Source organism: Klebsiella sp. SYXHC3 (genome assembly GCF_057196925.1).
Map to the genome: position 1 here is coordinate 413085 of NZ_JBXUNG010000003.1, position 17656 is coordinate 430740.

At 53.9% G+C, this 17656-nt stretch carries 16 protein-coding genes; 1 reads left to right on the top strand and 15 read right to left on the bottom strand.

All coding sequences use genetic code 11. From position 1 onward, the window contains the following. Positions 1 to 71: 71 nt before the first annotated feature. The 13 genes from lipB to leuS all read right to left on the bottom strand — a co-directional run bounded on the left by lipB (position 72) and on the right by leuS (position 13274). Positions 72 to 713, bottom strand: a complete 642-nt coding sequence (gene lipB, locus AC2CGP_RS11455; protein WP_015367737.1) for a lipoyl(octanoyl) transferase LipB — start codon at positions 711 to 713, stop codon at positions 72 to 74. A 100-nt stretch (positions 714 to 813) separates the two neighbouring features. Next, positions 814 to 1077, bottom strand: a complete 264-nt coding sequence (gene ybeD, locus AC2CGP_RS11460; protein ID WP_015367736.1) for a DUF493 family protein YbeD — start codon at positions 1075 to 1077, stop codon at positions 814 to 816. 113 nt (positions 1078 to 1190) lie between these two features. Then, positions 1191 to 2390 carry a D-alanyl-D-alanine carboxypeptidase DacA gene (gene dacA, locus AC2CGP_RS11465; protein ID WP_015367735.1) on the bottom strand — a complete coding sequence of 400 codons (1200 nt, stop codon included), beginning with the start codon at positions 2388 to 2390 and terminating at the stop codon, positions 1191 to 1193. Positions 2391 to 2532: 142 nt separating this feature from the next. Continuing rightward, entirely contained in the window at positions 2533 to 3669 is a 1137-nt protein-coding gene (gene rlpA, locus AC2CGP_RS11470) for an endolytic peptidoglycan transglycosylase RlpA (protein WP_015367734.1), read from the bottom strand. 10 nt (positions 3670 to 3679) lie between these two features. Continuing rightward, complete coding sequence (gene mrdB / locus AC2CGP_RS11475; protein WP_008805635.1) at positions 3680 to 4792, bottom strand: peptidoglycan glycosyltransferase MrdB; 1113 nt, start codon at positions 4790 to 4792, stop codon at positions 3680 to 3682. Continuing rightward, positions 4792 to 6693: a peptidoglycan DD-transpeptidase MrdA gene (mrdA, locus tag AC2CGP_RS11480; protein WP_015367733.1), complete on the bottom strand. Its 1902-nt coding sequence runs from the start codon at positions 6691 to 6693 to the stop codon at positions 4792 to 4794. The genes mrdB and mrdA overlap by 1 nt, the downstream gene beginning before the upstream one ends. Positions 6694 to 6720: 27 nt before the next feature. Further along, on the bottom strand, positions 6721 to 7188 hold the full coding sequence (gene rlmH / locus AC2CGP_RS11485) for a 23S rRNA (pseudouridine(1915)-N(3))-methyltransferase RlmH (RefSeq protein ID WP_015367732.1): 468 nt from the start codon (positions 7186 to 7188) through the stop codon (positions 6721 to 6723). Between the two features lie 3 nt (positions 7189 to 7191). After that, positions 7192 to 7509 (bottom strand): ribosome silencing factor, encoded by a 318-nt coding sequence (rsfS, locus tag AC2CGP_RS11490; RefSeq protein WP_002894623.1) that lies wholly within the window; start codon positions 7507 to 7509, stop codon positions 7192 to 7194. Between the two features lie 243 nt (positions 7510 to 7752). Next, positions 7753 to 8361, bottom strand: a complete 609-nt coding sequence (locus tag AC2CGP_RS11495; protein ID WP_126028429.1) for an adenosylcobalamin/alpha-ribazole phosphatase — start codon at positions 8359 to 8361, stop codon at positions 7753 to 7755. A 51-nt stretch (positions 8362 to 8412) separates the two neighbouring features. After that, positions 8413 to 9063: a nicotinate-nucleotide adenylyltransferase gene (gene nadD, locus AC2CGP_RS11500; RefSeq protein WP_032707612.1), complete on the bottom strand. Its 651-nt coding sequence runs from the start codon at positions 9061 to 9063 to the stop codon at positions 8413 to 8415. Continuing rightward, positions 9056 to 10087, bottom strand: a complete 1032-nt coding sequence (holA, locus tag AC2CGP_RS11505) for a DNA polymerase III subunit delta (protein ID WP_126028430.1) — start codon at positions 10085 to 10087, stop codon at positions 9056 to 9058. The genes nadD and holA overlap by 8 nt, the downstream gene beginning before the upstream one ends. After that, positions 10087 to 10677, bottom strand: a complete 591-nt coding sequence (gene lptE / locus AC2CGP_RS11510) for an LPS assembly lipoprotein LptE (RefSeq protein WP_015704738.1) — start codon at positions 10675 to 10677, stop codon at positions 10087 to 10089. The genes holA and lptE overlap by 1 nt, the downstream gene beginning before the upstream one ends. 14 nt (positions 10678 to 10691) lie before the next feature. Continuing rightward, positions 10692 to 13274 (bottom strand): leucine--tRNA ligase, encoded by a 2583-nt coding sequence (gene leuS / locus AC2CGP_RS11515; RefSeq protein ID WP_015367727.1) that lies wholly within the window; start codon positions 13272 to 13274, stop codon positions 10692 to 10694. Between the two features lie 226 nt (positions 13275 to 13500). Here leuS and AC2CGP_RS11520 point away from each other — a divergent pair, with 226 nt between their 5' ends. After that, positions 13501 to 13983 (top strand): zinc ribbon-containing protein, encoded by a 483-nt coding sequence (locus tag AC2CGP_RS11520; protein WP_015704740.1) that lies wholly within the window; start codon positions 13501 to 13503, stop codon positions 13981 to 13983. A gap of 45 nt (positions 13984 to 14028) precedes the next feature. On the opposite strand, the gene AC2CGP_RS11525 is transcribed toward AC2CGP_RS11520, so the two are convergent. Beyond that, entirely contained in the window at positions 14029 to 15822 is a 1794-nt protein-coding gene (locus tag AC2CGP_RS11525) for a filamentous hemagglutinin N-terminal domain-containing protein (RefSeq protein WP_047053360.1), read from the bottom strand. A 38-nt stretch (positions 15823 to 15860) separates the two neighbouring features. Next, a complete protein-coding gene (locus AC2CGP_RS11530) occupies positions 15861 to 17534 on the bottom strand; it encodes a ShlB/FhaC/HecB family hemolysin secretion/activation protein (RefSeq protein WP_484502343.1) in 1674 nt (557 codons plus the stop codon). Positions 17535 to 17656: the final 122 nt, after the last annotated feature.

The window sequence follows — 17656 nt, forward strand, 5'->3', positions numbered from 1 at the left end:
AGTGACAATTGATTGCAAATTTGAAGTATTAATAATGAGTTGCGCTCTGAAGGTTCAGAGCGCGGTGCGCATCAAGCGGCGACATATTCATGCGGCGGGTTATTCAGCAGCGCCAGCAGGTTGGCGACCAGCCGCGGCGCGACGTTTTCCGTAGTGGCCTGCGGCTGCCAGTGGCGCATTTGCGTCATCTCCATGCCGGCATAGCCGCACGGATTAATACGCAGGAATGGCGTCAAATCCATTGCCACATTCAGCGCCAGTCCGTGGAACGAGCAGCCCTTGCGAATACGCAGCCCCAGTGAACAGATTTTCTGTTCACCAACGTAAACCCCCGGCGCATCGGCGCGTGGGTGGGATTCAATCTGATACTCTGCGAGAGTATTGACCACGGTCTGCTCCAGTAGCGTCACTAATTCACGTACGCCGAGTTTACGCCGTTTAAGATTCAGCAATACATACATCACCTGTTGGCCTGGCCCGTGATAGGTCACCTGACCGCCGCGATCGCTCTGAATAACCGGGATATCGCCTGGCACCAGCACGTGTTCGGCTTTACCGGCCTGACCCTGAGTAAAGACCGGGTGATGTTCTACCAGCCAGATTTCATCCAGCGTCGTGTCGTCACGACTGTCGGTAAATTCATGCATTGCCTGCGAGATGGGTTCGTAAGGTTGCAGGCCGAGTTGTCGAATAAGAATGGTATTGTGCTGCAAAACAACGTCTCCGCCGAGAGGGATGACTTAAGTGGGGGAGAGTATATCACAGCGAAAGAAAGAGGATTACCCGGCGCTTGAGGCCGGGTAAGGCGAGGGATTACAGCACCATCCGCACGATTTCGATATTGCCCAGCTCTTCGTACAGGGCTTCGACCTGCTCAATGTGGGTAGCGTTAATGGTGATGGAGACCGAGTGGTAGTTACCTTTGCTGCTCGGTTTTACTGACGGAGAGTAATCACCAGGCGCATGGCGCTGTACCACTTCCACCACCTGATCAACCAGCTCAGGCAACGCCTGCCCCATTACTTTGTAAGTAAATGGAGTAGGGAATTCAAGCAGTTCGTTAAGTTTGGTTTTCATGTCAGCTCCGGTGTGACGACTAAAATAATAACTCCCACGTGATGTGGGAGTTATCAGGTTTCTTTGATGAATAGTATATGGGGATAGAAATCACACTTTCAAGTGTTCAATTTTTAACCAAACCAGTGATGGAACATTAACTTAATGTAATCAATGATTTTGCCGAAGAAATTACCTTCCGGAATTTCCTGCAGCACCACTAACGGACGCTGATCGATAGTTTTGCCATCTAACTGGAAGTTGATGGTACCGACTACCTGGTTTTTCTGCAGCGGCGCGTGCAGCTCGGTGTTATTCAACACATAGCTGGCTTTCAGATCTTTCATGCGCCCGCGTGGGATAGTCAGATAAACATCCTTATCTACGCCCAGAGAGGCGCGATCGCTATCGCCGAACCAGGCCGGTTCAGAGGCGAACTCTTTACCTGCTTTAATGGGGTTTACGGTTTCGAAGAAGCGGAAGCCCCAGGTCAGCAGTTTCTTGCTCTCGGATTCACGACCCTTATAGGTACGTCCACCCATAACCGCGGAGATCAGGCGCATCTGGCCTTCGGTAGCAGAAGCGACCAGGTTGTAACCTGCTTTATCGGTATGGCCAGTTTTAATACCGTCGACGTTGAGGCTGTTATCCCACAGCAGGCCGTTACGGTTCAGCTGGCGAATACCGTTAAAGGTGAACTCTTTCTCACGGTAGATGGAGTACTCATTCGGTACGTCGCGGATCAGCGCCTGGCCGATCAGAGCCATGTCACGTGCGGAGCTGTACTGACCGTCGGCATCCAGGCCGTGAACGGTCTGGAAATGGGTGTTTTTCAGGCCCAACGCGTTAACGTAATTGTTCATCAGGCTGACAAATGCGTCCTGGCTGCCGGCGACGTAGTCGGCCATCGCCACGCAGGCATCGTTACCGGATTGCAGGTTGATGCCGCGGATCAGCTGAGAAACCGGCACCTGCATGCCCGGTTTCAGGAACATCAGGGAAGAACCTTTAAACACCGGATTACCGGTTGCCCACGCGTCGTTACCCACGGTGACCAGATCGGATTCTTTGAATTTCCCCGCCTTCATGGCCTGGCCAATGACGTAGCTGGTCATCATTTTGGTCAGGCTCGCCGGATCGCGACGGGCGTCGGCGTTGTTTTCCGCCAGTACTTTACCTGAGTTGTAATCGATAAGAACCCAGGATTCGGCATCGATCTGCGGAGCGCCTGGGATCATGGTTTTCATATTCAGGTCATCGGCGCGGGCAGCGGTAGACAGTGCCGCAACGGAGAGGGCCGTAACGAGTAAACGAGCGGTGAAAGAGGTCTTCATGGTTAAAACAACGGCATCCGTGATGAAATTAAAAAAAGTGCCTTACTATAACAAATGCATTTCGCAGCGGCACCCGACATTACATATGACTTTGTTAATGATTTTTACATATGCAGTAGCACGGGATGCCGCGGCGTTGCGTTTAGTTGGCGCGAGTAATAAATGATTGCAGCTGCGCTTCGTTTTGCAGGCGCTGTTGTACCGTCGACGCTTGCGACTTACTGGCAAATGGCCCCAGTTGGATCCGCCATACGGCGCCGTTTTGCATCACACGTCCGGGAACGGCGAACTGCTGGCTCAGGCGCTGCTGATATTGCTGGGCGCGAGCCTGGTCGCTAACGGCGCCCACCTGCACGACGAACTCGCCGCTGGTGCTGGCGGCTGGTGCGGCAACAGTCGCGGCTGCTGCTGCGGTCGCGGCAGGCGCAACGCTTCCCTGAATCGAGCCCGGCGCGGTGACCGGAGCGCTGGGTGTTGCCGGCGTCGCGGCGACGGCGGCAGGCGCAGCAGCAGGTTCGCTGCTTTCCAGCACGCCATTATTCAGCGGCGTCGGTGCGCCAAGGAATCCACTGCCGTTAACCGGCGCGCCCACGTTATCTTCAGGCTTAAGCGTTGAGTTGCTGATGGCGTGAACGTTTGACTGATCGGCCGGGGCGATGGCGGCAGAACCATCGCCATCAAGGTTGGGACGTGAAGGCAGGGCATAGGTCTGTTTGGCGACGGTGGTGCATGCCATACCTGGGCCGGACAAGGCGCCGTCCTGAGAGACGATGATAGGATCGATACGAACTTTAGTATTGTTCGAGGTATTCAGGCGGTCGGCGGAGGCGCGGGACAGGGAAATGACCCGGTCATTGCCGTACGGGCCGCGATCGTTAATGCGCACCACGATCATTCGGCCATTAGCCAGGTTCGTGATACGCGCATAGCTTGGGATGGGCAAGGTCGGATGTGCGGCTGTAAGCTGTGTTGGATCGAACGCTTCGCCAGAGGCGGTCAGGTTGCTGTTCGGCTCGGCGTCATAAATTGCCGCCAGACCGGTCTGGGTGAAGTTGGCCGGATCCTGGACGATTTTGTAGCTTTTGCCATCGCGTTCATAATCCTGATTGGCCGTGGCGTTCAGCGTTTCGAAACGCGGGTCGGCGCCGCTAATTTCTACCGTCGGACCATTACAGACAGCCGGCTGCGGGACGCTAACCGTCTTCTGCTGAACGTCTTCACCCGAACATGCCGCCAGCAGCCCCGCTGCTATGCAGATCCCCAGCCATTGCTTACGCATTGCGAACCCCTTAAACGCTTTTCGACAACATTTTTCTGTGGGTATGGATCGACATTACGATACCAAACCCGGCCATCAATACGATTAGGGCTGAGCCCCCGTAGCTGACCAGCGGCAAAGGTACCCCCACCACCGGCAAAATACCACTTACCATACCAATATTTACGAAGACATAAACGAATAAAATCAACATTAAACCGCCTGCCATGACGCGGCCAAAGGTGGTTTGCGCCTGGGCGGCGATCCACAGTCCGCGCATGATAAGCAAAATGTACAATGCCAGCAGGATCAATACCCCGATAAGACCCAGCTCTTCCGCCAGCACGGCGAAGATAAAGTCAGTATGGCGCTCAGGCAGGAATTCGAGCTGCGACTGAGTGCCATGCAACCAGCCTTTACCGCGTAAGCCGCCGGAACCAATAGCGATTTTCGACTGAATAATATGATAGCCCGCGCCCAACGGATCGGTCTCTGGATCGAGCAGCATCATGACGCGTTGACGCTGGTAATCGTGCATCAGGAAGAACCATAAAATCGGAATAAAGGCGGCGACCAGCACTACCGCGATACCGATTAAACGCCAACTGAGGCCGGAGAGGAACAGGACAAACAGGCCGGAGAGGGCGATCAAAATTGAGGTGCCGAGGTCTGGCTGCGCCGCAACCAGCAGGGTCGGCAGGAAGATCAGGACCAGTGCGATGGCGGTATTCTTCAATGACGGCGGACAGACATCGCGGTTAATAAACCGCGCCACCATCAGCGGTACCGCTATTTTGGCAATCTCCGAGGGCTGAAAGCGTACAATACCGAGATCCAACCAGCGCTGTGCGCCTTTGGATATTGCGCCGAAGGCGTCTACGGCAACCAGCAAAATAATACAGAAAATATAGAGGTAGGGCGCCCAGCCCTCATATACCCGCGGCGGGATCTGCGCCATCACGATCATTATCACCACGCCCATGGCGATTTGGCCGATTTTACGCTCCATCATGCCCACGTCCTGGCCACTGGCGCTCCAGATAACCAGCGCGCTGTAGGTGAGCAGCGCCAGCAGGATGAGCAGCATCGTGGGGTCCAGATGGATTTTATCCCATAGTGATTTTTTGTTTGGATTATCGGTCATTATTGATCCTCCCCCGCCGTCACCGCCGGGCTTTCACTCGGCAGATTGGTGTTGTTATCACCCAGCATGATGTGATCGAGGATCTGGCGCATAATGGTACCGACCGCCGGGCCGGCGCCGCCATTCTCCAGGATCATCGCCACCGCGACCTGGGGGTTGTTGTAAGGCGCAAACGCCGTCATAAGTTTGTGGTCACGCAGACGTTCGGAAATTCGGTGCGCGTTATAGGTTTCGTTGGCTTTCAGGCCGAATACCTGCGCGGTACCGGACTTCGCCGCAATCTTATACGGCGCGCTGGCAAAGTATTTGTGCGCGGTACCGTTGCCGCGGTTGGCAACGCCATACATGCCGTCTTTAGCGATTTCCCAATAGCCGGAATGAATATCGCCGACCGGCGGTTCATGCGGCTGAACCCAAGGGACCTGTTTACCGTCTTCAAGCGTGCTTTGCAGCAGGTGAGGGACTTTAACCACACCGTCATTTATCAGGATCATCAGCGCTTTGTTCATCTGAATCGGCGTAGCGGTCCAGTAGCCCTGGCCGATACCGACCGGGATGGTGTCGCCCTGGTACCAGGGTTTCTTAAAGCGCTTGAGCTTCCATTCGCGAGTTGGCATGTTGCCGGAGCGCTCTTCCGCCAGGTCAACGCCAGTGTAATCGCCGTAGCCGAATTTACTCATCCATTCGGAAAGGCGGTCGATGCCCATATCATAGGCGACCTGATAGAAATAGGTATCCGCGGACTCTTCCAGCGCCTTAGTGACGTTCAGGTGACCGTGACCCCATTTTTTCCAGTCGCGATAGCGTTTTTCCGAGCCAGGCAACTGCCACCAGCCGGGGTCGAACAGACTGGTGTTGCGGGTAATGACGCCGGCGCTCAAGGCTGAGACCGCGACGTAGGGTTTTACCGTCGAGGCGGGTGGATAGACCCCCTGCGTCGCGCGGTTGACCAGCGGGGTATTTGGATCGTTGAGTAGTCCGGAATAATCTTTGCTGGAGATACCATCGACAAACAGGTTGGGATCGTAGCTCGGGGTTGAAACCAGCGCCAGAATCGCGCCGCTGCGCGGGTCGGTGACCACCACCGCCGCACGGCTGCCCGCCAGCAGCGTTTCGATATACTGCTGCAGCTTCAAATCAAGGGTTAGGTAGATATCGCGCCCGGCCTGCGGCGGCACTTCTTTTAGCTGACGAATAACGCGGCCGCGGTTGTTGACTTCAACCTCTTCGTAGCCGGTTTGTCCGTGTAGCACGTCTTCATAATAGCGCTCGATTCCCAGCTTACCGATGTCGTGGGTCGACGCGTAGTTAGCCAGTTTGCCCTCTTTATCCAGGCGATCGACGTCTTTATCGTTAATTTTAGAGACGTAGCCGATAACGTGGGTCAGGGCGGAGTTATACGGATAGTAGCGGCGCTTGTAGCCTTTGACTTCAACGCCGGGAAAGCGGTACTGGTTTACGGCGAAACGCGCCACCTGGACTTCATTAAGATTGACCTTCACCGGAATCGAGGTGAAACGGTGAGAGCGCGCGCGCTCTTTTTTAAAGCCGGCGATGTCGTCGTCGGTCAGGTCGACGACGTCGCGCAGCGCATCCAGCGTCTGCTGCACGTTATCGACTTTTTCCGGCATCATCTCCAACTGATAGATGGTGCGGTTCAGCGCCAGCGGCGTGCCGTTACGATCGTAAATAATGCCGCGGCTGGGCGGAATAGGGACCAGCTTAATGCGGTTTTCGTTGGAACGCGTTTGGTAGTCGTTGAAACGGACAATCTGTACGTTGTAGAGGTTGGCAATCAGCACGCCGGTAAGCAACAAAATGCCCGTAAAAGCGACCAGCGCGCGGCGTACAAACAGCGAGGATTCAGCCGTATAGTCGCGGAAAGAATTCTGTAATTTCATTCGCTGCTTAGTCTACCCAGGTCATCATTACTCACGGTGGTAAGGGTGGTTAGTCGTTATGCTCCACGCACGATACAGGCTCTCAGCCACCAGCACGCGTACCAGCGGATGGGGCAACGTGAGCGTGGAAAGCGACCAACTCTGTTCCGCTGCCGCTTTGCAGGCCGGAGAGAGACCTTCCGGGCCGCCAATGAGTAAACTGACGTCCCGGCCATCCTGCTTCCAGCGTTCCAGTTCTCGCGCCAGCTGTGGCGTATCCCAGGGTTTGCCGGGGATGTCCAGGGTCACGATACGGTTCTTGCCTGCCGCTGCCAGCATCATTTCGCCCTCTTTTTCGAGGATACGTTTGATATCGGCATTCTTTCCGCGCTTACCGGCAGGGATCTCTACCAGTTCGAACGGCATATCTTTTGGAAAACGGCGCAGATATTCGCTAAAGCCGGTCTGAACCCAGTCCGGCATTTTGGTGCCAACGGCCACCAATTGCAGCTTCACGCATTAACTCCAGAGTTTTTCCAGCTCGTACAGACGACGGCTCTCTTCCTGCATGACGTGAACCATCACGTCGCCCAGATCGACCACGATCCAGTCGGCGGCGGCTTCACCTTCAACGCCCAGCGGCAGCATACCGGCGGCGCGGGATTCCTGCACCACATGGTCGGCGATGGACATCACGTGGCGCGTAGACGTGCCGGTGCAAATAATCATGCAATCGGTGATGCTGGATTTGCCATGTACATCAATGGCGACGATGTCCTGACCTTTCAGGTCATCAATTTTGTCGATAACAAAATCCTGGAGTGCTTTACCCTGCAAGTGTTCCCCCTGGGTGCGTGAAGAGTGATAACAATAACGAGCCTGACAGTATACCCGAAGTCATGGCAATGTCGGGAGAAAAGTCAGCTTTCAGCCCTTGAAAGCGGGCTATCATCCCATCCCTTGCCGACGAATGCATCGCCATTTTTGTAAAACAATTTCTGCAAGATGCGTATAGCGGGTGTAGCCTGGCTGCGGAGAATAGCAGCCTGCTCGGGGCTGTCAATGGGCGGCCATGAATTCTTATTCCGCGCGCCACTGCGCCTGGCTATTTAATACGCGTAAGGTTGTGAAATCGTCGCGTCGTTCGATAAGGCTCCAGCTACCGTGGGCGAGGGGAAAATGCCACATTGCTGCCGCAGGCATTTGCAATAAGAGTGCGATTAACAGGCTTAAAGCGCCCTGATGGCCGACGATCAGCAGGTTAGCCCGCTGTTGATATTGCCCGAGGCTGGCGGCAAAGTCCGCGATACGCTGGGCAAAGGCCTGGAAGCTTTCGCCATTGGTCGGCGTGGCGTGTTGCCAGTCTTTGCACCAGGCAGCGTAGTTCCGCGGGTCTTCTTTTTGCAGATCGCGATGGTGGCGCATTTCCCAATCGCCAAAGAACATCTCATTCAATGAAGGAATAATTTGCCGGGGGACAGGCCGGCCAGCGAGCAACAGGTCGGCGGTGTGCTGGGTTCTCGCCAGCTCGCTGCACAATACCCGGTCGAAAGGCGCCGCTTGCAGATAGTCACCCAGCGAGCGCGCCTGCTGGATACCGCGTTCGGTAAGGGGGGTGGGAGCATGTCCGCTATACAGTCCGTCGAGGTTAGCCTGCGTTTCGCCGTGGCGAACCAGCCATAATTTCATGATGCACTCCGTGGAAATCGCGTAGCGTAACGATATCCTCGCAGCCGGTTCTCAGCAATAGAGCTTCTGCTGGTGAATATAGTCCAGTACGGCGGCCGGCAGCATATCGGCGCAGGAGACACCTTGCTGTAGACGCTGACGAATCAGCGTGGCGGAAATATCGAACCACGGGGTTTCCGCCAGATAGATAACCCCGGCGGGACGGGTATGTAACAACTCGACGTCGTGGGTGAGATGTTTATCGAGCCATTGCTGATCTTCTTCGCGCTTCATCGCCAGCGGATATCCCGGACGGCGGCAGACGATCAGATGCGCGTTATCGAGGATCGTGGCGTAGTTATGCCAGGTAGGGAAGGTCAGCAGCGAGTCCTGGCCGATGATAAATGCCAGGGGCTGTTCCGGGCCTTGTTCTTGCCGCCACTCCTGTAGCGTTTGCGCAGTCCAGGACGGCGTATCGCGCTGTAGCTCTCGTTCGTCGAGAACAAATAGGGGTTTATCGGCAATTGCCAGCTCCAGCATATGCACCCGCTGGGCGCTGGTGGCTTCCGGCTGCGGGCGATGCGGCGGCACGTTATTGGGCACGATAATGACCCGGCTAAGACCAATTTGGTTTGCCAGAATCTCTACCGGCTTAAGGTGACCATAATGCACCGGATCGAAGGTGCCGCCGTACATTGCCTGCAACTGAGTCATATCAACCATCAATAAAAACGTCCGCCAGCGCTTTATGGCAGAGCAGTAACGAAAGGCTTTCCAGCTCGGGCCATATTGACTGGCCGTAGTCCTGTTTGAAGGTGAGCTCGGCGCGGGTTAATAACGTAACGGCCTGGCGTAACTGTTCGGCGCTGAGGCGCGTGAGCGCGTCGCCGACCAGCTGACGTCGATTCTGCCAGACCCGGTGTTTATCAAACAGCGTGCGCAGCGGCGTATGTGCCGACTGGCGCTTCAGAGTGACCAGCAGCAGCAGTTCGCGCTGCAGCGTGCGCAGCAAAATAGCGGGTTCGCAACCTTCAAGGCGCAGTTGTTGCAGGACGTGCAGTACGCGTTTGCTTTTACCGGCCAGCAGGGCATCGACCCAGTGATACGGCGTAAAGTGGGCGGCGTCATTCACTGCCTGTTCAACGCGCGGCAGCGTCAGTTTACCGTCAGGCCACAGCAAAGAGAGGCGCTCCAGCGCCTGCGCCAGCGCCAGCAGGTTGCCTTCATAGCAGTAGCATAGCAGTTGGCTGGCGGCCTCATCTAACTGCAACTGATTCTGTTTAGCGCGGGCGGCCAGCCAGCGAGGCAACTGCGCGTATTCCGGCGTCTGGCAGCTCACCTGCACGGCGCGGCTGGCAAGCGTTGTTATCCACGCCGCGTTTTCCTGCGCCTTGGTAAGCTTGTTGCCGCGGACAATCAGCAGCAGATCTTCATGCAGCATACCGACCAGCGTGGACAGCTGTTCGTTGATCGCCGCATTCGGGCCGTTTTCCGGCAGGATAAGCAGAAGCGTCTGGCGGCTGGAAAAGAGGCTCAGCGCCTGACTTAAGGAAAAAAGGGCGGGCCAGTCGGTGCTGGCATCGATGGTCGCGGTGTGATGTTCGGTAAAGCCCTGGGTGGCCGCGGCTTCGCGGATCGCATCCTGGCTTTCCTGTAACAGTAATGGGTCGCTACCAAGCAATAAATACGCCGCGCGCAGCCCTTCAGTGAGCTGCGCGCGGAGTTGTTCCGGGTACAACCGAATCATCAGTTACCCAGCGTAGTGGAGACGCGGTTGCCAGAGGTTGAGGTGGCCGGGGTACCAGACACCGGCTGCTCAGCCTCTTTAGTGGCTTCGACATCCGCAACATGCACGCTCGGCAATTTACGGATCAACTGTTCCGCAGCCTTATCGTACATTTCACGAACAATCATGTCCTGCTCGGCATCTTTCGCCAGCGCCGCCTGCGGGTTATCGAAGAACGAGCGATAAACCTTGGTATTGATTGGGTAAATGTCATGGCCCGGAATCAATACGGTGGCGTTAACGGTCAGCACCATTTGGTATTCAGCAGTACGACCATCCTGGAAAATGGATGCCGTATCTTTCTGAATGGATGAGTTACCCAGACGCAGGGACGGAATATCCTTACGCAGCGTATCGGCTTCGATCAGCTCTACGCCATTCAGACGTAGCTGGTTACGTACCGCACGGCTTAACGGACCATTCGGATCGCCTGACTGGAAAATCATAGTTTTCATTGTGGTTGGAACCTGCGTATTACTACGTAGATGCCAGCCGCAACCGGCGGTGATTAACACCGCCAGAGATAACAGCATTGTTGCCAGATATCGCACGCTTCCTCCCGCGCTTAGCCAACGACCAGATTGAGCAGTTTGCCCGGAACGTAAATCACTTTACGTACGGTCACGCCTTCAAGGTATTTTGCGACCAGATGTTCCTGGCCTGCACGTTCACGAACCTGCTCTTCGGTTGCGTCTACCGCAACGGTAATTTTACCACGAACTTTACCGTTTACCTGGACGACGACCAGAGTCGTGTTTTCAACCATTGCACTTTCGTCTGCTACCGGCCACGGCGCGTTGTCGATATCGCCTTCGCCGCCCAGTTCTTGCCACAGGGTGAAGCAGGCATGCGGGGTGAACGGGTTGAGCATACGCACCACTGCCAGCAGCGCTTCACGCATCAGCGCGCGATCCTGTTCGCTTTCCTGCGGCGCTTTCGCCAGTTTGTTCATCAGCTCCATTACCGCGGCAATGGCGGTATTGAAGGTCTGACGACGGCCGATATCATCGGTCACTTTGGCAATCGTTTTATGCACGTCGCGACGCAGCGCTTGCTGATCTTCGCTGAGGCTTGCCACATCCAGGGCGACAGCCGGGCCCTGAGAGGTATGCTCGTAAACCAGTTTCCAGACGCGTTTCAGGAAGCGGTTTGCCCCTTCTACGCCAGATTCCTGCCACTCAAGGGTCATTTCTGCTGGGGAGGCGAACATCATGAACAGACGTACGGTATCCGCGCCGTAGCGCTCAACCATAACCTGCGGGTCGATACCGTTGTTCTTCGACTTGGACATTTTGCTCATGCCGGTATACACCAGCTCGCGGCCCTGTGGGTCGAAGGCTTTAACGATACGGCCTTTTTCATCACGCTCAACGGTGGCGTCAATCGGTGATACCCAGTTACGCTCGCCGTTTTCGCCGACGTAGTAGAACGCATCGGCCAGTACCATACCCTGGCACAGCAGCTGTTTAGCTGGCTCATCGGAGTTCACCATACCGGCATCGCGCATCAGCTTGTGGAAGAAGCGGAAATAGAGCAGGTGCATGATGGCGTGTTCGATGCCGCCGATGTAGATATCCACCGGCAGCCAGTAGTTCGCGGCATTCGGGTCCAGCATACCTTTATCGTACTGCGGGCAGGTGTAGCGCGCGTAGTACCAGGAGGACTCCATAAAGGTGTCAAAGGTGTCGGTTTCACGCAGCGCCGGCATGCCGTTAACGGTAGTTTTCGCCCACTCAGGATCGGCTTTGATCGGGCTGGTGATGCCGTCCATGACGACGTCTTCCGGCAGGATAACCGGCAGTTGGTCTTCCGGCGTCGGCATCACGGTACCGTCTTCCAGGGTCACCATTGGAATTGGCGCGCCCCAGTAACGCTGGCGGGAAACCCCCCAGTCGCGCAGGCGGTAGTTAACTTTGCGCTCGCCAACGCCCATCGCGGCCAGTTTGTCGGCAATGGCGTTGAAGCCCGCTTCGTAATCCAGGCCGCTAAATTCGCCGGAGTTGAACAGCACGCCTTTCTCGGTCAGCGCCTGCTCGGAGAGATCCGGCTCGGAACCGTCGGCGGCGAGGATAACCGGCTTGATGTTCAGGCCGTATTTGCTGGCAAACTCGTAGTCGCGCTGGTCGTGACCCGGAACGGCCATCACCGCGCCGGTGCCGTACTCCATCAGTACGAAGTTTGCCGCCCATACCGGGATGGCTTCGCCGGTCAGCGGGTGAATAGCTTTAAAGCCGGTGTCGACGCCTTTTTTCTCCATCGTCGCCATATCGGCTTCGGCAACTTTGGTGTTACGGCATTCGTCGATAAAGGCGGCCAGCGCCGGATTGTTAGCCGCAGCCTGTTGCGCCAGCGGGTGACCCGCTGCGACGGCAAGGTAGGTGCAGCCCATGAAGGTATCCGGGCGGGTGGTGTAGACGGTCAGCTTATCGGCGTAGTCGTTGACGTCAAAGGAGATTTCTACCCCTTCAGAGCGGCCGATCCAGTTGCGCTGCATGGTCTTAACGGTGTCAGGCCAGTGATCCAGGTTGTCCAGATCGTTGAGCAGTTCGTCGGCGTAGGCGGTGATTTTAATAAACCACTGCGGGATCTCTTTGCGCTCAACTTTGGTGTCGCAGCGCCAGCAGCAGCCGTCGATAACCTGTTCGTTAGCCAGCACGGTCTGATCGTTCGGACACCAGTTCACCGCTGAGGTTTTTTTGTACACCAGGCCTTTTTTATACAGCTCGGTGAAGAATTTTTGCTCCCAGCGGTAGTATTCCGGGGTGCAGGTCGCAATTTCACGGCTCCAGTCATAGCCGAAGCCCAGCTTTTTCAGCTGGTTTTTCATGTATGCGATGTTGTCATAGGTCCACGGGGCCGGGGCGGTATTGTTTTTCACCGCCGCGCCTTCCGCAGGCAGACCAAACGCATCCCAACCGATCGGCTGCAGGACGTTTTTGCCCAGCATGCGCTGATAGCGCGCGATGACGTCGCCGATGGTGTAGTTACGCACGTGACCCATGTGTAGTCGACCAGAAGGATAAGGAAGCATCGACAGGCAGTAATACTTCTCTTTGCTCTCGTCTTCAGTTACTTCAAATGTACGATTTTCGTCCCAGTGAAGCTGGACTTTCGATTCTATCTCTTCCGGGCGGTATTGCTCTTGCATGGCAGCCAGTGGTCCTGTTTTCAATACAGCTACAAAATGTAGCCAATGGATGTGTTATTTCAGATCGGCATAGCATAGCCCAAACGTCCACGTCAAAACAGCCTTTCGCACATTAACATCGGCAAAAGCGGCGCAGAATTTTTCGCGACTCTGTGGCGCGGATGGCAAAGCAAACCGCCGATAACGTCTATTATTAGAAGCAGTTAATCACACCGGAGGCGAAATGATGAACAAGGTTGCTCAATATTACCGGGAACTGGTCTCCTCGCTCAGTGAACGGCTGCGCAATGGAGAGCGTGACATTGACGCGCTGGTGAAGCAGGCGAGGGAGAAAATCACCCAGGCAGGCGATCTGACGCAGAGCGAGGTTGAGTCACTTATCGCGGCGGTGAAGCGCGATTTGGAAGAATTTGCCCGCAGCTATGAAGAGAGCCATGAAGACGATAGCGACAGCGTCTTTATGCGGGTGATCAAAGAGAGCCTGTGGCAGGAGCTTGCCGATATCACCGACAAAACCCAGCTTGAGTGGCGTGAGGTGTTTCAGGATCTGAACCACCATGGAGTCTATCACAGCGGGGAAGTGGTCGGTCTTGGCAACCTGGTATGCGAGAAGTGCCACTACCATCTGGCGGTATACACCCCGGATGTGCTGCCACTCTGCCCGAAATGCGGGCATGACCAGTTTCAGCGGCGGCCATTTGAGCCGTAAACGCTAAAAGCAGCGATGCGCATTGCGCTGCGCATCGCTGAGTCATTACAGTACGGTATTAATTTCTGCAACCTTGAAGTATTGATAACCACCCATCTCACTGGCGTATTTATGCGAGGAGTTGAGGACCATCTTGTTGGCGCTGATGGTGCCGACATCACAGGTATTAAATTTCAACCAACCGCAGCCGCGACCGCTGTTAACCACCTTTTTCGCGGTCATGGTTAAGGTGCCGTTCGCCTGAATTAATGAGTAGTTATAGATATTGCCTTTTAACTGGGTGTCCAGCAGCAGATCGCCGGTGCTGTAAATCGTCCCTTCATTAGTAACATCATAATAAGTTGTCAGAGAGACATTGGCTGCGGTGATAGTACCTGTGTTACTAATCGTGCCATGATCGGTAGTAATATCAGCGGCTTTCATATAACCGTTGTTATTCAGCCAGTAGCTATGCGCGGTAATGGCGTTGGTGGCCTCCATGCGACCACTGGTGCTTTGCGCCAGCGTGCCGTTGGTTTGTAGATTGATGTTTTCGCCAGTGATATTACCCAGATTGTAGATTTCCCCGACATTTACGGTGCCATCCTGCTTAAGAGACTGAATGGTGGTGTTGCCGGTTGAATTAATGTTCCCGGTATTTTTAAAACTCTCGCCAACAAAAGTAAGGGTGGTGTTTTTAGCACTGATTTTCCCTTCATTCAGAAAATCGCCTATTGCCGTGGCGGAAATCTGGTTATTCGACAGCAGGGAGGCCTTAGCCTCATTACGGATTTTTCCACCGCTGGCCAGGCTTAACCCACTGGTTCCGGTCATCGTTCCAGAGTCGCCGTTAGTGATGTTGCCGTTAGCGGTGGCAATTAGCTGACCGCCAGTGATAGAACCGACGTTAACGATATAATCCCCACTGGAGAGCATTAAATAATTGGCTCCGCCGATACTGCCTTCATTGGTGATACCTGTGACCGTAGAAACCTGGCTTAGCAGACCGTTGCCTTTTATCGTCCCTTTATTCAGCAGATTTCCGTAGCTGGTGAGTTGCAGTGAGCTGTTTGAGATAATAGAGCCATTATTACGTACGCCAAAACCAATGTTATTGCCAATCATGCTAATGCTGTTGGCAGTAATGCCGCCAAGACTACTGACGTCGATGCTGTATTGCGGGTTAATCGTCATTTCGATCAGGGTCGCTTTTTTACCCGCTGAGGTCACCGCGCCAGAACTGTTATCCATGGTGAAATTACCTGCACTAACAAGGGCGTTCTTGGCCTGCACTTTACCATTAATTTTAATCGCGTCGGCGAGTAGAGCAGCATAGCTGTTAGCGGCGTTCATGCCATTTTCATCGATGGTGATTTTGCCATTGGTGATGGTATAGCTGCCGATAGCGCCTTCATCGGTCAAATTCACCTGACCTGTCGTTAATATTGCCTTGTTGGTATTAACGAAACTACAGCCGGAGCAGGTAATACCGTTAGGGTTAGCGATTACCACGTCGGCTTTCAGCCCGGCGACTTCAATGAAGCCATTTAATGAACTGGCTTTATTGGAGGTGACTTCATTCAGGATCACCGATGCGCCGCCATTAGTCAGATTGTTGTTTTTAGCAATATTGCCAAAAGTCGCATGATTAATATCGCTGTCGCTGTTATTGAGTATTAAACCGTTGCTGCCAACGTTAAATTCACGATACAGGTTGTGCGAAACGCCTGCAGCATTCGGCGCTTCAATATCAACCACCGTTGCGCCTGATAGATGGGTGTAAGTCGACGGATCGGCGTACACCACCGTCGAGCTTAACGCTGCTGCTAAAGCAACATAGGTTAATTTAAACTTAAACATGAATTTATTCCTTTAAATATAGTGAAAAATAGGTTGTGTTAATACTTCCACTTCAATGAGAAACCCATATTGAATGAGTCACTACTAAAGTTATCTGGTTTACTTAGCGGTGTGCCGATGAAAAAATCATATTGTGTTGAGAATATATCACCGCGCAATCCGCTAACGGCACCTGAAATAACTTTTCCTTGCCGATATTGTTCGCTGCCGATAATACGACCAATATCTAATCCTAAATAGAATTGCTGTTCCGGGCCGGCAATATCCCAGATGAAATCATTGCTCCAGTACCATCCCTGATTGCCAGAGAGAGTATATTCGCCATCAAATCCGCGAACCGTCCAGCGGTTGCCAATATTAAATTGGTTATCCGAAGAGAGAATGTCCGGGCTATATTGCGCATTAAAATGCGGTGCATAGCTAAATCTATCTCCGGTTAAATCGAATTTCATTAAGGCCTGCAAATCGGCATGTACTACGCGTGAGCGCTTACTGAACTGGCCTGCTTTTTCTTCCGGTGTGGCGACGGAGTTTAGCCATGGGAGGCGGCGCTGTAACCCCAGGCTGGCGGCGACAACTTTTTTATCGAAATAGCGTTGCTGTCGTAGCGTCAGCTCCCATGTCGGGTTCTGTTTGCGCATCACCCTAAGTTCTTCACCGCCAAAATAGTAGTGTGATGTACTTTTTGAGATACGGAAATCCAGCGACGTTTTTTGCTGACGGGTGTGAGACAGCAGTCGTGACAGCGTCGCGCTATAGTAGCGATTTTTACTTTTATAATCCGTTTGCGACCAGTTGCCCTTGAACAACTGGCGATATTGGCTCTGTGAACCGTAAAGACCTAACGCCCAGTAACCGAAGGGAATCGAGTAATACAGACTGCCATTCTGGTTACCATCATTATGTTGATTAAACTCGATATCTCCTCCTCCTGAGACATAGAAAATGTCGTTGAGTGTGGTGATATCATAAAGATAGAGCGCACCTCCGGCCTGATAGCGACCGCTGGCGCGGCTGCCAGCGTCATCCATCCAGGCTCCCACCTGCCATTTTTTATCCAGCCGACGCGTTAGCTGCAGATTGCTTTCTGCCTCCCGTTGTCCCGGTAATATTTGCATATTCGCCGAACTTCCTGGCAGGCGGCGCAGGTTTTCCATTCCCTGTTCGAGATCGGTGAGACGCAGGATATCTCCCTTGCCGGTGGGGATATTGTTCCAGATGCTGGTGGTTTGCTCGCTTGTCGTTGACCAGAAAATATCACCGATTTTGCCATAAGCGAGTTCGAGCCTTAATGTGCCCTCCGTCAATGACTGTTCCGGGATGGTCAGTAATGAAGTTATGTAACCACGGGCGATTAACTCATTTTGTAATGCCATGGTGAGGTGCTGAATACCGTTAATCCCCAGACAACGATGCAGAGCCTGAGCTGTAAGGTTGTCAAGAAGCTGATGCGTGAGCTTCGACTCGGCAGAATCGATATGAATATTATTGATGAACCTGCAGTTTTCTTCCTTTGGAAACGTGAGCGTTTGTCGGTCGGTATTAATTAGTGAAGCCTGGGCGGCCTGCTGCTGTGGTGTCAGCGCCGCCTGACGGGCTTTATCCTGCTCGTTTTGGTTAGTCGTGGTGGAGACTATCGTACTGGCGAAAACCTGCTGCTGACACAAAAACACAATCAGCAGGGTGTGAATCAGATTTTTTTTATTAAACATGAAGCAAGTTCCATTTGTTTCATTAAATTTGCATGCTGTATTGCTAAGCTTGCTTAAAACACGGCCTTATTCAGGGTATAGGGTCATCCATAAAAATATTATTTTTTATTATCAGAAAGTTT

What these genes read in the sequence shown, in the direction of transcription:
- dacA (WP_015367735.1), bottom strand. Translation starts at nt 2,390, where the DNA reads ATGAAGACCTCTTTCACCGCTCGTTTACTCGTTACGGCCCTCTCCGTT.
- AC2CGP_RS11495 (WP_126028429.1), bottom strand. Translation starts at nt 8,361, where the DNA reads ATGAAATTATGGCTGGTTCGCCACGGCGAAACGCAGGCTAACCTCGAC.
- holA (WP_126028430.1), bottom strand. Translation starts at nt 10,087, where the DNA reads ATGATTCGGTTGTACCCGGAACAACTCCGCGCGCAGCTCACTGAAGGG.
- nadD (WP_032707612.1), bottom strand. Translation starts at nt 9,063, where the DNA reads ATGGTTGATATGACTCAGTTGCAGGCAATGTACGGCGGCACCTTCGAT.
- AC2CGP_RS11520 (WP_015704740.1), top strand. Translation starts at nt 13,501, where the DNA reads ATGAACAAGGTTGCTCAATATTACCGGGAACTGGTCTCCTCGCTCAGT.
- ybeD (WP_015367736.1), bottom strand. Translation starts at nt 1,077, where the DNA reads ATGAAAACCAAACTTAACGAACTGCTTGAATTCCCTACTCCATTTACT.
- rlpA (WP_015367734.1), bottom strand. Translation starts at nt 3,669, where the DNA reads ATGCGTAAGCAATGGCTGGGGATCTGCATAGCAGCGGGGCTGCTGGCG.
- mrdB (WP_008805635.1), bottom strand. Translation starts at nt 4,792, where the DNA reads ATGACCGATAATCCAAACAAAAAATCACTATGGGATAAAATCCATCTG.
- AC2CGP_RS11525 (WP_047053360.1), bottom strand. Translation starts at nt 15,822, where the DNA reads ATGTTTAAGTTTAAATTAACCTATGTTGCTTTAGCAGCAGCGTTAAGC.
- mrdA (WP_015367733.1), bottom strand. Translation starts at nt 6,693, where the DNA reads ATGAAATTACAGAATTCTTTCCGCGACTATACGGCTGAATCCTCGCTG.
- leuS (WP_015367727.1), bottom strand. Translation starts at nt 13,274, where the DNA reads ATGCAAGAGCAATACCGCCCGGAAGAGATAGAATCGAAAGTCCAGCTT.
- AC2CGP_RS11530 (WP_484502343.1), bottom strand. Translation starts at nt 17,534, where the DNA reads ATGTTTAATAAAAAAAATCTGATTCACACCCTGCTGATTGTGTTTTTG.